Source organism: Tabrizicola sp. (assembly GCF_022842145.1).
Taxonomy (GTDB): Bacteria; Pseudomonadota; Alphaproteobacteria; order Rhodobacterales; family Rhodobacteraceae; genus Tabrizicola.
Map to the genome: position 1 here is coordinate 88668 of NZ_JALHQD010000009.1, position 13486 is coordinate 102153.

General features: G+C 67.2%; 13 protein-coding genes. 5 read left to right on the forward strand and 8 right to left on the reverse strand.

All coding sequences use genetic code 11. The features are described 5' to 3' along the window. Positions 1–46: 46 nt before the first annotated feature. Complete coding sequence (locus Q0C42_RS18460; RefSeq protein ID WP_295079440.1) at positions 47–1519, forward strand: AMP-binding protein; 1473 nt, start codon at positions 47–49, stop codon at positions 1517–1519. Between the two features lie 253 nt (positions 1520–1772). Here the strand turns inward: Q0C42_RS18460 and Q0C42_RS18465 are convergent, their stop codons facing one another. Next, positions 1773–1982: a hypothetical protein gene (locus tag Q0C42_RS18465; RefSeq protein ID WP_295079443.1), complete on the reverse strand. Its 210-nt coding sequence runs from the start codon at positions 1980–1982 to the stop codon at positions 1773–1775. Positions 1983–2056: 74 nt separating this feature from the next. Between Q0C42_RS18465 and Q0C42_RS18470 the strand changes: the two genes are divergently transcribed. Beyond that, a complete protein-coding gene (locus tag Q0C42_RS18470; RefSeq protein WP_295079445.1) occupies positions 2057–3253 on the forward strand; it encodes a PqqD family protein in 1197 nt (398 codons plus the stop codon). Positions 3254–3330: 77 nt separating this feature from the next. Here the strand turns inward: Q0C42_RS18470 and Q0C42_RS18475 are convergent, their stop codons facing one another. The 3 genes from Q0C42_RS18475 to ptsP form a co-directional block, all read right to left on the reverse strand. Next, complete coding sequence (locus Q0C42_RS18475; RefSeq protein ID WP_295079448.1) at positions 3331–4122, reverse strand: YafY family protein; 792 nt, start codon at positions 4120–4122, stop codon at positions 3331–3333. A gap of 15 nt (positions 4123–4137) precedes the next feature. After that, positions 4138–4533 (reverse strand): RidA family protein, encoded by a 396-nt coding sequence (locus Q0C42_RS18480; RefSeq protein ID WP_295079450.1) that lies wholly within the window; start codon positions 4531–4533, stop codon positions 4138–4140. Positions 4534–4611: 78 nt separating this feature from the next. Next, the gene (gene ptsP / locus Q0C42_RS18485; protein WP_295079453.1) at positions 4612–6858 is read right to left on the reverse strand and encodes a phosphoenolpyruvate--protein phosphotransferase; all 2247 of its coding nucleotides are present in this window, start codon (positions 6856–6858) and stop codon (positions 4612–4614) included. Positions 6859–7024: 166 nt separating this feature from the next. Between ptsP and Q0C42_RS18490 the strand changes: the two genes are divergently transcribed. Next, positions 7025–7927, forward strand: coding sequence for an NAD(P)/FAD-dependent oxidoreductase (locus tag Q0C42_RS18490; protein WP_295079456.1), 903 nt, complete (start codon positions 7025–7027; stop codon positions 7925–7927). Positions 7928–8032: 105 nt separating this feature from the next. On the opposite strand, the gene Q0C42_RS18495 is transcribed toward Q0C42_RS18490, so the two are convergent. From Q0C42_RS18495 to purD, 4 genes are all read right to left on the reverse strand, one after another. Next, positions 8033–8842, reverse strand: coding sequence for a class I SAM-dependent methyltransferase (locus tag Q0C42_RS18495; protein WP_295079458.1), 810 nt, complete (start codon positions 8840–8842; stop codon positions 8033–8035). Between the two features lie 170 nt (positions 8843–9012). Then, positions 9013–10269 carry an aspartate kinase gene (locus tag Q0C42_RS18500; RefSeq protein WP_295079461.1) on the reverse strand — a complete coding sequence of 419 codons (1257 nt, stop codon included), beginning with the start codon at positions 10267–10269 and terminating at the stop codon, positions 9013–9015. Between the two features lie 75 nt (positions 10270–10344). Next, a complete protein-coding gene (locus Q0C42_RS18505) occupies positions 10345–11223 on the reverse strand; it encodes a bestrophin family protein (RefSeq protein WP_295079464.1) in 879 nt (292 codons plus the stop codon). Further along, on the reverse strand, positions 11220–12488 hold the full coding sequence (gene purD / locus Q0C42_RS18510; RefSeq protein ID WP_295079467.1) for a phosphoribosylamine--glycine ligase: 1269 nt from the start codon (positions 12486–12488) through the stop codon (positions 11220–11222). The genes Q0C42_RS18505 and purD overlap by 4 nt, the downstream gene beginning before the upstream one ends. Before the next feature lie 64 nt (positions 12489–12552). On the opposite strand from purD, the gene Q0C42_RS18515 reads away from it, so the two are divergent. Together Q0C42_RS18515 and Q0C42_RS18520 are read left to right on the forward strand one after the other, a co-directional pair. Continuing rightward, positions 12553–12825 (forward strand): hypothetical protein, encoded by a 273-nt coding sequence (locus tag Q0C42_RS18515; RefSeq protein ID WP_295079469.1) that lies wholly within the window; start codon positions 12553–12555, stop codon positions 12823–12825. A gap of 95 nt (positions 12826–12920) precedes the next feature. Next, positions 12921–13481: a type 1 glutamine amidotransferase domain-containing protein gene (locus Q0C42_RS18520; RefSeq protein WP_295079472.1), complete on the forward strand. Its 561-nt coding sequence runs from the start codon at positions 12921–12923 to the stop codon at positions 13479–13481. Positions 13482–13486: the final 5 nt, after the last annotated feature.

Genomic DNA, 13486 nt, shown 5'->3' on the forward strand with positions numbered 1-13486 from the left:
TCTGCTCCGCCCCTTGGATAAATGCCCCGAAAGAGGGGAACGCGGCATGAGCACCGATGTCATCGCAAAGCTGAAGCAGATGGCAGCCGATCCGGCCCGTGTCTGGCAGGTGGGAGGCGCGACATACGGCGACCTTCTGGCCGAGACGGGGCGGCTGGCGAATGCGTTGGTCTCGCTTGGTCTGCGGAAAGGCGACCGTCTGCTTCTGCAAGTCGAGAAATGCGAAGCCATGCTTTCGCTGTATTTCGCCTGCCTGCGGACCGGCGTGATCTTCCTGCCGGTGAACCCCGGCTACACCGTGGCCGAGACCGAGCATTTCCTGCGGGACGCCGAGCCCGCGCTGTCGGTGACCGACCCCGGCCGGGTGGCAGGGCTGCAAGCCCTGGGCTCGAAGGTGATCGACCTGCCTGCGCTGCTGGCGCTGGCGAAGGGGCAGGGGGCGGACTTCGCTGATCCTGCAACCGGGCCGGATGATCTGGCGGCGATCCTTTACACCTCGGGTACGACGGGGCGGTCGAAGGGCGTGATGCTGACGCGGGAGAACCTGGCCTCCAACGCAGAGGCTCTGGTGGGCCTGTGGCGCTTTACCGACCGCGACGTCCTGCTTCACGCGCTGCCGGTGTTTCACACCCACGGGTTGTTCGTGGCCACGAACTGCGTCCTTTATTCCGGCGCGCGCATGATATTCCAACGCGCCTTCCAGCCTGCCGCCGTGCTGGCGGCGCTTCCGCAGGCGACGGTGATGATGGGCGTGCCCACCTTCTACACCCGCCTTCTGTCCGACCCCGGCCTGACACGCGAGGCCACTGGGCATCTGCGGCTTTTCATCTCCGGCTCCGCCCCCCTGTCGCCCGCCACCCATGCCGAATGGCAGGCCCGCACCGGCCATGCGATCCTGGAACGCTACGGGATGACCGAGACCAACATGATCACCTCGAACCCCTACGACGGCGCCCGCCGTGCCGGGACGGTGGGGATGCCCCTGCCGGGGGTCGAGGTCCGCATTGCCGGCGCTGACGGCGAGGTCCTGCCCCAGGGTGAAGCCGGATCCATCGAGGTGCGCGGCCCGAACGTCTTCAAGGGCTACTGGCGCCTTCCTGAAAATACCGCCGAGGAGTTCAGGGACGGCTGGTTCGTCACCGGAGACATGGGCGCGTTGGATGCGCAGGGCTATCTGTCGATCCTGGGTCGGGCGAAGGATCTGGTGATCTCGGGCGGGTTGAACGTCTATCCCGCCGAGGTCGAAGCGGCGCTGGACGATCTACCAGGGGTGGCAGCTTCGGCGGTGATCGGCGTGGCTCACCCTGATTTCGGCGAGGCAGTCGTGGCCTGCCTGGTGCCGGGCCCCGGTGCCGTCCTATCCGAAGACGCGATCCGCACCGCGCTTCGGGACCGGCTGGCAGCCTTCAAGCTGCCGAAGCGGGTCCTGATTCTGGACGACCTGCCGCGCAATGCGATGGGCAAGGTGCAGAAAGCCGAACTGCGCCGGATTTACCAGAAGCTGTTTGCCGCCATCTGATAGGTAGCGACGGCGCCCGGGGCGGGTTGTTGCTTATACCTTGGGTTTAATTGGGCCGATTAAACCCCTGATCACTGGCCAACGCCATTTTCCTGCCGCAGTCCAAGGGAACGTGAAGGGGACAAAGTGACCCGGACCGGGACAGATGAAGGACAACTCCTAGCAGAAGGAATTCGACAATGAGCGAACCGAAAGACAGCCTTTTCTCCCGCCGCAAGGCCCTGAGCCGGATCGGTGCCCTTGCCCTTGCCGCCTATGCGGCCCCGGCGATGACCACGGTCAGCGTGGCGCAGGCCAGCAGCGGGTCCAGCGGATCCAGCGGGTCGAGCAGCTCCAGCGGCTCCAGCAGCCCAAGCCCCACCTCCGCGCCAAGCAAGACCAGCACGCCGACGTCCTCGTCGTCCAGCACCTCGCCCAGCACCTGCTCGGGCCCGACGGATGATGATGCGGGCTGTGCGACCACCGCGCCCTGACGACATGATCTCCCCTTCGGCGAGGCTCCCTGCGCCGGAGGGGACACTGCAGGTGTGACAGGTGGTGCGGGACATCTTCTTTCAGGGCGTTGACGCTCCGCTACGCTTGGTCGGGGCTGATGCGGTGCTGGAGCTTCTGCCCGGGGTCGCCTGGGGCTGGCCGTACCGGATTGCTGAAGCCGGCCTTTCCACCAGCCCCTTCTTCACGATCCGTGCCGTGCCGGGCGACATCAGGCTGCGCTGCGAGAGCCATGTCGAGGACCGCCCGCCGCAGCTTTGGGACCCGGTGAACGCGGTTTGCGATGCGATGACCGGCCTTGCGATCGCCCTGCCGATGTCGAACCCGCGGCTGATCTGCCTGCACGCGGCGGGGGTCGCACTGGGGGGGCGGCTCCTCGTGTTCCCGAACATCCGCCGGGCGGGAAAAAGCACGCTTTCCGCGGCGCTTGCCCGGGCAGGGCATCGGGTCTTCAGTGATGACGTGGTGCCGCTCTCCTTTCCTGCAAAGGGTCCGGCCGTCGGCCATGGGTTGGGGCTTGCTCCGCGGTTGCGCCTGCCGCTGCCTGAAAGTCTCCCTGCCGGGTTCCGCGACTGGGCCGAGGCCGTGCCGGGACCGCGAAACCGGCAGTATCACTACCTGCCGCTTCCCGGTCAGCCGGTGCACGGCGAGAGGTTGCCGATGGGGGCCTTCGTTCTACTGGACCGGAGGGACATGCCGACCCCGGCGCGGCTGAGCCCGGTTCCGCCGGACACGGCGATGGATGCGCTGCTTCACCAGAATTTCACCCGCGACCGCCACTCCGGCGAGGTGCTGGAGGTGATGGCGGCCACTCTGGCGGCGACGCCAGTCTGGCAGCTGACCTATGCGGACCTGGCCGAGGCGGTGGCCTGTCTGGCTGGGGTCGCTGGCTGGCCGGACCCGGCCCCGCCGCAGGGCGAGGAGCGGCGGTTCGGGCCGGCAGATCTGGGGTTCCGTGCAGGGCCGCTGGGGGCCGTGGTTCACCGGCGGGACAGGTGCGTGGAGAGGTGGATCGGGGAGGTGCTTTACCTCGCCGATCCGGAGGGGCGGGCGATCCAGCGGATGGACCCGCTGGCGGCGGCCATCTGGGCGATGCTGGAGGAGCCGGTCGCCCCGGAGGAGCTGGAAGTGGCGCTGGGGGAGGCCTTCCCGGAGACCCCGCGGGAGAGGATCGCGGCGGACCTTTTCGCGCTGCTGGCCGGGCTGGCGGAGGCGGGTCTGATTGGGAATGTCGGGGCCTAGTCTGACTGAACGCCGCGCGTGGTGCGCCATCCGGTACAATAGAAATCAATGGCTTGTAGGCGGGCGTTCAGGATCTGTTAACGCCTCTCCGGCAGCCGGGCGCTGGTCTTCCAGGGCTGGACGCGGATGGCGTCCACCGCATCGGCAGCTGAGACCGGGCCTTCACAGCGATCCCGTTCCAGGAAGGTCGCAAGGCTGGTGGAGTCGGTTTCCTCGAAGGTTTCGGCGGTCCTTGACAGGTCCAGTATCCGGTCGAAGCGGAAGGTCCGGAAATCGGCGCGAAGCTCGCACCAGGCGGTGAACATCCAGCCTTCGGTGAAGCCCCAGATCGCCAACGGGCGCACCCGCCGGTGCGAGACGCGGTCGGCCCCATCGCGGTAGCTCATTTGCACCACCTGCCGCTTGCGGATCGCTTCACGCAGCAGCCGCGCCTGCGGTGGCATCCGGGCGTGAAGACTGAAATAGGGCGCGTCGGCCAGAGTCCGATCCTCGGGCCGGGGCATTCCGGCCTGCAACTTCGCCCGCGCCTCGCGCGCGGCCTGGGCGAGGACCGGATCGCCCGCGCGTTCCGCGTAGGCGAGGCCCAGGGCCAGAGCCTCGACCTGGTCATGGGTGAAGGCAACCGGGGCGAGGTCAAAGCCGGGGCGGAGGAGATAGCCGATTCCGGCTTCGCCTTCGATGGGCAGACCGGAGGCCTGCAGATGCGCGATGTCGCGGTAAATGGTGCGGGGGCTGACCTCTAGCCGCCGCGCCATGTCTTCGGCGCGGGCAACCCCGTGGGCGCGCAGGTCCTGCACCAGTCTGAACAGTCTTTCGGCGCGACGAATCTGAAAGCTCCTTTCAGGGTGTCCCGGCCACCAGATTAGCACGGCCGGGACCTGCGGTCAGTCGGCTGCCGTGGCTTCAAGCTCGATCAGCAGGGGCGGCAGGGCCAGCCGGGTCACGCCAAGGAGCGTCATCGGCGGGGCCACGCCCAATGGCCCGAAACGCAGGCCCAAGAGGTCGAAGTTCTGCATCGCTGCCTCCACGTCCGTGGCATAGACGTTAAGCCGGACGATATTGGACAAGGACATCCCCGCGGCTTCGACCACGGCCTGCAGGTTGTCGAGCGCCAGCCCCAACTGCCCGCGCATGTCGGCGGGATGCTGTGGGGCGCCGGAGGCATCGACGGCTGTCTGCCCGGCGCAGATCAACTGCCGGGAAATGCCAGCGACGATCTCGGCCTGATTGTAGCCAAGGGGCAGGGACCAGGGCCAGGGATTGACGGGTGTGCGGTGCATGAACGGGCTCCTTTCCGGTTTGGGTGCCGGAAAGAAAGCACGGCACTCCTGACAACGTGGTGTCAGGAGACTTGGCCGTCAGACGGTTTCCTGGGTCGCCAGCCAATCCATCAGCATCGGGCGGGCACTTTCCTCGCCTGCCGCGCGGGCCCGGTCGATCACCGCCCGTGCTTCGTCCAGATCGACCTTGCGCAAAAGCGCCTTGACCGGTCCGACCGAGGCGGGGCGCATCGAGAGGGTGCGGAAGCCGATGGCGGCGAGGGCCAGCGCCTCGATCGGGCGTCCGGCATCTTCGCCGCAGAACGAGAGCGGCGTCGAAGTCTCGGCACAGCGGGCGATGATCTGTTCCAGGAAAGCCAGGAAGGACAGGTTCAGCGTGTCGTAGCGGCGGCGCACCAGTTCGTTCTCGCGGTCGGCCGCGAAGAAGAACTGCTTGAGGTCGTTGCCGCCGACGCTGATGAAATCGGTCAGTTCGAAAAAGCTTTTCGGCGCGTAGGCGAGGGAGGGTGTCTCCATCATCGCGCCGATCTCGATCCGTTCCGGCACGGCGTGTCCAAGCGATTTCTCGCGGTGCAACTCGCGCAGGACGTGGCCGCGCGCGGCCTGGAATTCGCTCATCTCGGTGACGAGGGGGAACATCACGGTCAACGGCCGACCAGCGGCAGCCCGGATCAGCGCCTGGACCTGCATCCGGAGCACGCCCGGCTTGTCGAGCCCGACCCGGACGGCGCGCCAGCCCATCGCGGGGTTCGGTTCCTCGGGCGGCTTCATGTAGGGCAGCACCTTGTCCGAGCCGATGTCGAGCGTGCGGAAAGCCACGCGCTTGCCTTTGGCCGCGTCCATGACACGAGCGTAAAGGCGGGCAAGTTCGGCGCGCTGCGGCATCTTCGAGCGGATCAGGAATTGCAGTTCGGTGCGGAAAAGCCCGACACCATCGGCGCCCGAGCCGTCAAGGCTGGGCAGGTCGGCCATCAGGCCCGCGTTCATGTGGAGCGCGATGGTGGTGCCGCAGAGTGTCGTCGCAGGCAGGCCGCGCAGGGAGGCGTAACGCTTTTGCGCCTCGGCCTGCATGGCGATCTTGTCGCGGAAGGCGCGGGCGACGGTTTCCTCGGGGCGGAGGTGGACGATGCCCTGGTCGCCGTCGACAAGGATATGGTCTCCGTTCAGCGCCTCGGCGACCAGCCGCTGGGCGTTGATGACCAGCGGGATCGCCAGCGCGCGGGCGACGATGGCCGCATGGCTGCCGACGGAGCCTTCTTCCAGCACCACGCCCTTCAGCTTGCGGCCGTATTCCAGAAGTTCGGCCGGGCCGATGTTACGGGCGACGAGGACCGGGTTTTCGGGCATCTCGGCGCCGGTGTCGCGGCCTTGGCCGGTCAGGATGCGGAGAAGCCGGTTCGAGAGGTCATCGAGGTCCTGCAGACGTTCGCGCAGATACTGGTCGGGCACCTGTTCCATGCGGCTGCGGGCGGCGGACTGTTCCTTTTCGACGGCGGCCTCGGCCGAAAGGCCGCGCATGATGTCCTCTTCCATCCGGCGCAGCCAGCCGCGCGAATGGGCGAACATCCGGTAGGCTTCCAGAACCTGCTTCTGTTCCTTGTCCAGCTGCTGGGCTTCGAGAAGGTCGTCGATGGAGACGCGCAGCTCGCCCACGGCGGTCTTGATGCGGTCGATCTCGGTCAGGGGATCGTCGGCCACGGGGTTGGTGATGACGACGCGGGGTTCGTGAAGCCAGACCCGGCCCTCGGCGGCGCCTTCCTGGCCGGAGGTGGCGCGGAACATCACCGGCTGCTTGTGGAGCGCGCGCATTGCCCCGTCGCCCGAGGTGAAGGCGCCAAGCTCGGTCATCTCGGCCAGCACCATCGCGACGACGTCGAGGGCGTAGATCTCGTCCTCGTTGAACTGGCGGGCGGTCTTGGACTGCACGACAAGGACGCCGAGTTTCTCGCCGACGCGCTGGATCGGGACGCCGAGGAAGGAGGAGAAGAGTTCCTCGCCGGTTTCCGGCATGTAGCGGAAGCCCTTCTGCGAGGGCGCGTCGGCTGTGTTCACCGGCTGGCCGAAGCGCGCGACGCGGCCGACAAGACCTTCGCCCAGCTTCATCCGGGTCTGGTGGACGGCTTCCTTCTTCAACCCTTCGGTGGCGCAAAGCTCCAGCGTCTCGGGGTCGCGGAAGAGGTAGATCGAGCAGACCTCGGTCCCCATGCTGTCGGCGATGAGATGGGTGATGCTGTCGAGACGGTCCTGGCCCTCGCCCGGGACGGAAAGGACGTCGCGCAGGCGGCGGAGAAGCTTGCGGCTTTCGCTTTCTGTGCGTTCGGGCATGGGGAGGTCCTTCCGGGGTCTTCCCCTTTCTATAGGGGCCTGTTGCGCGGATGGAAACGGAATTGCGGCAGATTGTGCGGGCGCGCGGCGCGATGCTTGCGGATTGGGCAGGGGAACCGGATGCGGGCGCGGGGGCTTGGGAGGGACGCAAGCAGGAGCAGGCAGGATGATCGAGGCGGATGTGGCGGTGGTGGGCGGCAGTTTTGCCGGGGTGTCCGCGGCGATCATGCTGGCGCGGGGGCGGCGGCGGGTGGTGATCATCGACGAGGGGGCGACGCGAAACCGCTATGCCCATGCCTCGCACGGGTTTCTGGGGATGGACGGGGCGGCCCCGGCGGCTATCCGCGAGAAGGGGTTGGCCGAGGTGCTGGCCTACCCCACGGCGCAACATCTGGAGGGCCGGGTGACGGCGATCCGTGGGAAGGTCGGCGCCTTCGTGCTGGAGGGGCCGGAGGAGGTTCGTGCGCAGCGGGTGATCCTGGCCTTCGGGCAGCGCGACAGATTGCCGGAGATCCCGGGGATCGCCGAGTGCTGGGGCAAGACCGTGGCGCAGTGCCCTTACTGCCACGGCTATGAACTGGCCGACCGGACGACGGGCCTGCTGGCCTGGGAGGCGATCCCGATGCACCACTCGGTCCATCTGGCGGACTGGACGGACGACCTGATTCTTCTGGAGAACGGCGTGGCGGTGACGTCTGAGGAGGCGGCCAAGCTTGACCGTCCGGGCCTGCGGCGGCAGGCGGGGCGGGTGGTGCGGGTGCATCATTCGGGGGGGGCCATCGAGGCGGTGGAGCTTGAGGGCGGCACGCGCGTGGACATGCGGGCGCTTTATCTGGTGACGTGGCAGGAGCCGGCTTCACCGCTTGCCGAAGAGCTGGGCTGCGAGGTGGTGGAAACGCGGATGGGGCGGCATCTGAAGGTGGACGACCACCAGCGGACCACGGTGCCGGGGGTCTTCGCGGCGGGCGACCTCGCGCGGCCCTTCCCGTCAGCCACGCAGGCCGCATCGACGGGCAACCGGGCGGGGGCGGCCTGCCATCAGGACCTCTTGGGGATATTGGACGATTGACGGGAAGTGGGCGGATCGCCCACCCTACCTGGGGTTCGTTTGCCGGTGCTGCAGGGTCAGTGACCGGCGTGGGTGCAAATTACAGAAGACCACACCCTTTCCGACCTAGCGCCGGGCCGTGAAGACGATCGCCTGCATCGTACTGTCGATGCGCCCCGGTCCGAACCGTTTCGCGAGAAAAGCTGCCATCGCCTCGGCCGCGGCCGAAACGCCGTTCGGGTCCCGAGCGACGATCTCGCCCCGTACGGGCGAGCCTTGGCACTGGCCGTTCGCGGCATCCTCGGGCGAGGGGCAGGTGTTTGGAAAGGTCACGACATCCGCTTTGACGTCAGTAAAACCAGCTTCGGCAAGTTCCCGACGCGTCAGATCGACGTCCGAATGACCGTAAGGCGTACGACGCAGGAAGAGGGGCGGATCTTGCGGAAACCGTTCGGCAAGCGCGTCGGACATGGCGAGGGCGATCGGGTTCGCCTCGATGGGACCCCAGACGCTGAAGAGATAATGGCCGCCGGGTTTCAGCACCCGGTGGGCCTCCCGGTAGCCGGTCAGCTGGGCGGGAAAGAACATGACGCCGAACTGGCAGACGACACAATCGAACGAAGCATCGTCGAAGGGCAGTTTCGTCGCATCACAGGCCTGCCATGTGATCTGGCGCGGGGCGGGTTTTGCGGCGGCGAAATCGATCATCGCCTGGTTGAGGTCGGTCGCGGTGATCTCAGTGGAAAACGGCAGGCGCTCCGCCAGCTTAAGGGTGACTATCCCGGTGCCTGCCGCCGTTTCGAGGACGGCTTGCGGTGCAGCCTTCACGACGCGTTCCGCCAGATCGGCAGCATAGGGCGCAAACAGCATCGGCCCGAGAACGCGGTCGTAGTTGGCCGGGATCGAGCCCGTAAACACGGTGTCCAGGTGTTCCATCTTGGTTGCCTTCCAGGGTCAGGATGGCAGAAATGGTCCCATAGACGGCGTGACGCAGGTCAGCGCTGGGGGGACAAGGCCGATCTCCACCCAAACCTCGGCATGTCGGGGCAGGGTCTCATGCACCGGCAGGTCTGGCAACGATCAACTGCGACTGACCAGGGCGCGCTTCAGGCCTTGTCCAGTTCGAACGTGTCGTGCAGGGCCTGGACGGCAAGCTCCATGTACTTGCGGTCGATCAGGACGCTGATCTTGATCTCGGAGGTGGTGATGACCTTGATGTTCACGTTCTCGGCCGCGAGGGCTGCGAACATCCGGGCGGCGACGCCGACCTGGCTGCGCATCCCGATGCCGACGACCGAGACCTTGGCGACGTCGCTGTCGGTGACCAGCGTGGTGTAGACGAACTTGCCTGCCGCCGAGGCGTCCTCGATCGCCTTCTTCGCGCGGTCGACCTGGTTCGTGGGCAGGCTGAAGGTCATGTCGGTGTGGGCGCGCTTGTCGGTCGGGTCGTCCTGTTCCGAGATGTTCTGGACGATCATGTCCACGTTGACACCGGCATCCGCCAGCGTGCCGAAGATCGCGGCGGCCACGCCGGGGCGGTCCTCAACCTTCAGGAGGGTCATCTTCGCCTCGTCGCGGGAATAGGCGACGCCGGACACAACTTTCGATTCCATGATTTCATCCTCGTCGCAGACCAGGGTTCCAGAGTTTTCGTCGACCTCTTCGAAGGAAGAGACGACCCGCAGCCGCACCTTGTAGCGCATCGCCAGTTCGACGGACCGGGTCTGCAGGACCTTGGCGCCCAGCGAGGCGAGTTCCAGCATCTCCTCGAAGGCGATCTTGTCCAGCTTGCGAGCCTTGGGGCTGATGCGGGGGTCGGTGGTGTAGACGCCATCGACGTCGGTGTAGATGTCGCAGCGTTCGGCCCCGAAGGCGGCCGCGAAGGCGACAGCGGTGGTGTCCGAGCCGCCACGGCCCAAGGTGGTGATCCGGCCCTCGGCGCTGACGCCCTGGAAGCCGGCCACGACGGCGACCTTGAAGCCTTCGGAGAACTTGGCGTCGATGTTGTCGCGGGGGATCGAGACGAAACGGGCCTGGCCGTGGGCCGAGGTCGTGTTGATCGGCACCTGCCAGCCCTGCCAGCTGCGCGCTGGCACGTCCATTTCCTGCAGGCGCAGCGCCATAAGGCCAGCGGTCACGTTCTCACCACTGGACACCACGGCGTCGTATTCGCGGGCGTCGTAAAGCTTGGAGGTCGTCTCGACCCAGCCCACCATCTCGTTGGTCTTGCCGGACATCGCCGAGACGATGACGATGACGTCATAGCCACGGTCAACCTCGGCCTTCACCTTCCTGGCGGCGTTCTCGATCCGCGCCAGATCCGCGACCGAGGTTCCGCCGAATTTCATCACCAGAAGCGGCATGCACCCTCCCCCTTGGGTCTGCGAAAACGTGGGCTTCTTATGCGGGGGTTCGCCCCTGCGCAAGGGGCGGCGCCGTCAGTCCAGCCGGTAGTCCACGGGCTGTAGCGGCGGGGGCGCGGGCTCATCGAGGTGGGGGGCAAGCGATATCTCCGCCGTGCGGCAGATCGCGTCCAGGGGGAGCGCGTTGGCGGTCTTGCCGAAGGGATGGGCAAGCTCCTCGGTCACCTCGGCCAGGCCGAAGAAGGTGTAGGCGACGATGACGGCGAAAAGGGGGGTGAGCCAGCCGGTGGGTTCGAGAAGTGCGAAGGGCAGAAGGAGGCAGTAGAGCCAGCTCGTCCGGAAGATGAGGAGCGAGTAGACGTAAGGCAGCGGGGTCAGCCTGATCCGCTCGCACCCGGCCTGGGCCAGCGCGATGGTGGAAAGGCGGGTGGAGAGCGTGCGCGCGCCAAAGCCGTCCAGACGGCCGTGGCGCAGGGCGTCGCCGAGATGAACGCTCATCGCGTCAAGGGTGGCGTCGGGGGTCGGTGCGGCGTGAGCGTCGCGCAGGGCCTCGGCGTCGGGGGGCAGATCGCGGAGCGCGCAGCGGTGCTGGTGCAGGAAGGCGCGCATCGCGGTCAGGAGGCGGCGGCGGTCGGCTGGGTCGTTGAGGAAGATTTCCGCCTCACGCGCGATGCTGCGGGCGTCGGCGAGGAGGCCGCCCCAAAGCCGTCGCGCTTCCCACCAGCGGTCGTAGGCGGCGTTGTTGCGGAACCCGAGGAAAAGCGAGAGGGCGACGCCGAAGACGGCCAGCGGCGCGGCCTGGACATGGGGCAGCGTCAGGACATGCCGGTCGATGGCGACGATGGCGGCAGAAAAGAGGGCGACGAACAAGAGTTGCGGCGCGATATGCGGCAGGACCGAGCCGCGGACGGCGAAAAGGAGGGCGAGGATGCCGGGCTTGTCGCGGAGGATCATTCGGGCAGCGCGCGCCAGCCGATGTCGGATCGGCAGAAGCCCTCGGGCCAGTCGAGAAGGTCGATCATCGCATAGGCGCGGTGGTGGGCTTCCTCCAGCGTGGCCCCCCGGGCGGTGATGTTCAGGACGCGGCCGCCGTTGGCGGTGACAAGGCCGTCGCGCAGGGTGGTGCCGGCGTGGAAGACCATGTGGCGGCTGTCCTCGGGCATCCGGTCGAGGCCGTTGATCACGCTGCCCCTGGCATAGGCGCCGGGGTAGCCCTTTGCGGCCATGACCACGGTCAGGGCGTGGTCGTCGGCCCAGTTGACCTGGGCCTCGGCCAGACGACCCTCGGCGGTCGCCAGCATCAGGTCCAAAGCCTGAGCGCCGAGGCGCATCATCAGGACCTGGGCTTCCGGGTCGCCGAAGCGGGCGTTGTATTCGACGAGGCGCGCGCGGCCGTTCTCGATCATCAGACCGGCGTAGAGGACGCCCTGATAGGGTGTGCCGCGGCGGGCCATCTCGCGGATGGTGGGCAGGACGATCATGTCCATCGCCTGCTGTTGCAGGGCTTCGGTCAGGACGGGGGCGGGGGAATAGGCGCCCATGCCGCCGGTGTTGGGGCCGGTGTCGCCGTCGCCGACGCGTTTGTGGTCCTGGGCGGTGCCGATGGGCAGGGCGTTGGTGCCGTCGGTCAGGATGAAGAAGCTGGCTTCCTCGCCCGCCATGAATTCCTCGATCACCACCTCGGCCCCCGCTGCACCGAACTCGCCGCCGAACATGTCGTCGATGGCGGCAAGGGCTTCAGCTTCCGTCATTGCGACGATGACGCCCTTGCCGGCGGCGAGGCCGTCCGCCTTGACGACGATGGGTGCGCCCTGCTGGCGGATGTAGGCCTTGGCGGGTTCGGCTTCCGTGAAGCGGGCGTAGGCGGCGGTGGGGGCGGCGCAGGCGTCGCAGATTTCCTTGGTGAAGGCCTTCGACGCCTCCAGCTTGGCCGCGGCGACGGAGGGGCCGAAGGTCAGAAGGCCCGCCGCGCGGCAGGCGTCGGCGACCCCGGCGGCCAGCGGCGCCTCGGGGCCGACGATGACGAAGTCGATGGTGTTTTCCTCGCAGAAGGTGACCACGGTCGCCCCGTCGAGGATGTCGATGTCGGCGCATTCGGCCAGCATGGCGATGCCCGCATTGCCGGGGGCGACGATCAGCCGGTCGCACTTGGGGTTCTGCTTCACCGCCCAGGCGAGGGCATGTTCGCGGCCACCGGAGCCGAGGATGAGGATATTCATGGCCGCGCCCCCGCTTGGAAATCTGGTGCTTGCGTCATAGGGTCAGGTGGGCAGGGAGGCAAGCATGGACCCGGACGCAGGCCTTGGGATCGGACAGGACAAAGCGACAGGCGGTGCGCAAAGGCCGCGGCCATCGGTCTTCGTGCGAGGGCTTGAGATGGCGGGCCTTGGGCTGGTGATCTACGGGCTGGCGACCTCTCGCATCTGGCTGGCTGTGCTGGGTGGGGCCGTGATCCTGGGCAGCTATGCGCTTTACCGCAGGACGCATCGCGAGGCTGTGGACCGCGGACCCGACTATGGACCTGACGGCCCGGATGCCGATGGCGGGGGCGACTAAGCGCCGACGCCGCGCTGCGCATGTGCAGCGGCGGAACCCTGCCAGACGCTTTGACGTTGGCTGCGTGACATTCCCTTACAAGATAGGACCATGCCATGCAGAGCATTCAAGGCAAGCGCATTGCCATTCTGGCGACCCACGGGTTCGAGCAATCCGAGCTTGAGGTGCCGCTGGAGAAACTCCGCGCCGCTGGTGCGGAAGTTCACGTCATCGCGCCAGAGGGGGGCGAGATCAAAGGCTGGCAAGGCAAGGACTGGGGCAACGCGGTGCCGGTCGATGCGGTGCTGTCCGAGGTTGATGCCTCGGCCTATGACGCGCTGGTCCTGCCGGGCGGGCAGATGAATCCGGACCTGCTGAGGGTTGAGGGGGAAGCCATCGCCTTCATCAAGTCGTTCTGGACGGCCGGCAAGGTGATCGGTGCGATCTGCCATGCGCCCTGGCTGCTGATCGAGGCGGGCATCGCCGACGGTCGCAGGATGACGTCCTACGGGTCGATCAAGACCGATGTGAAGAATGCTGGCGCGGACTGGATCGACGCCGAAGTGGTGACGGACCAGGGCCTTGTCACCAGCCGCAAGCCCGAGGACCTGCCGGCCTTCTGCGCCAAGCTGATCGAAGAGATCGCCGAAGGCACGCACCAGCGCGCAGCGGCGTGATCCTT

Excerpts from the sequence above, each read along its gene's own strand:
- Q0C42_RS18460 (WP_295079440.1), top strand. The coding sequence starts at position 47 with ATGAGCACCGATGTCATCGCAAAGCTGAAGCAGATGGCAGCCGATCCG.
- Q0C42_RS18480 (WP_295079450.1), bottom strand. The coding sequence starts at position 4,533 with ATGCACCGCACACCCGTCAATCCCTGGCCCTGGTCCCTGCCCCTTGGC.
- ptsP (WP_295079453.1), bottom strand. The coding sequence starts at position 6,858 with ATGCCCGAACGCACAGAAAGCGAAAGCCGCAAGCTTCTCCGCCGCCTG.
- Q0C42_RS18490 (WP_295079456.1), top strand. The coding sequence starts at position 7,025 with ATGATCGAGGCGGATGTGGCGGTGGTGGGCGGCAGTTTTGCCGGGGTG.
- Q0C42_RS18495 (WP_295079458.1), bottom strand. The coding sequence starts at position 8,842 with ATGGAACACCTGGACACCGTGTTTACGGGCTCGATCCCGGCCAACTAC.
- Q0C42_RS18500 (WP_295079461.1), bottom strand. The coding sequence starts at position 10,269 with ATGCCGCTTCTGGTGATGAAATTCGGCGGAACCTCGGTCGCGGATCTG.
- Q0C42_RS18505 (WP_295079464.1), bottom strand. The coding sequence starts at position 11,223 with ATGATCCTCCGCGACAAGCCCGGCATCCTCGCCCTCCTTTTCGCCGTC.
- purD (WP_295079467.1), bottom strand. The coding sequence starts at position 12,488 with ATGAATATCCTCATCCTCGGCTCCGGTGGCCGCGAACATGCCCTCGCC.
- Q0C42_RS18515 (WP_295079469.1), top strand. The coding sequence starts at position 12,553 with ATGGACCCGGACGCAGGCCTTGGGATCGGACAGGACAAAGCGACAGGC.
- Q0C42_RS18520 (WP_295079472.1), top strand. The coding sequence starts at position 12,921 with ATGCAGAGCATTCAAGGCAAGCGCATTGCCATTCTGGCGACCCACGGG.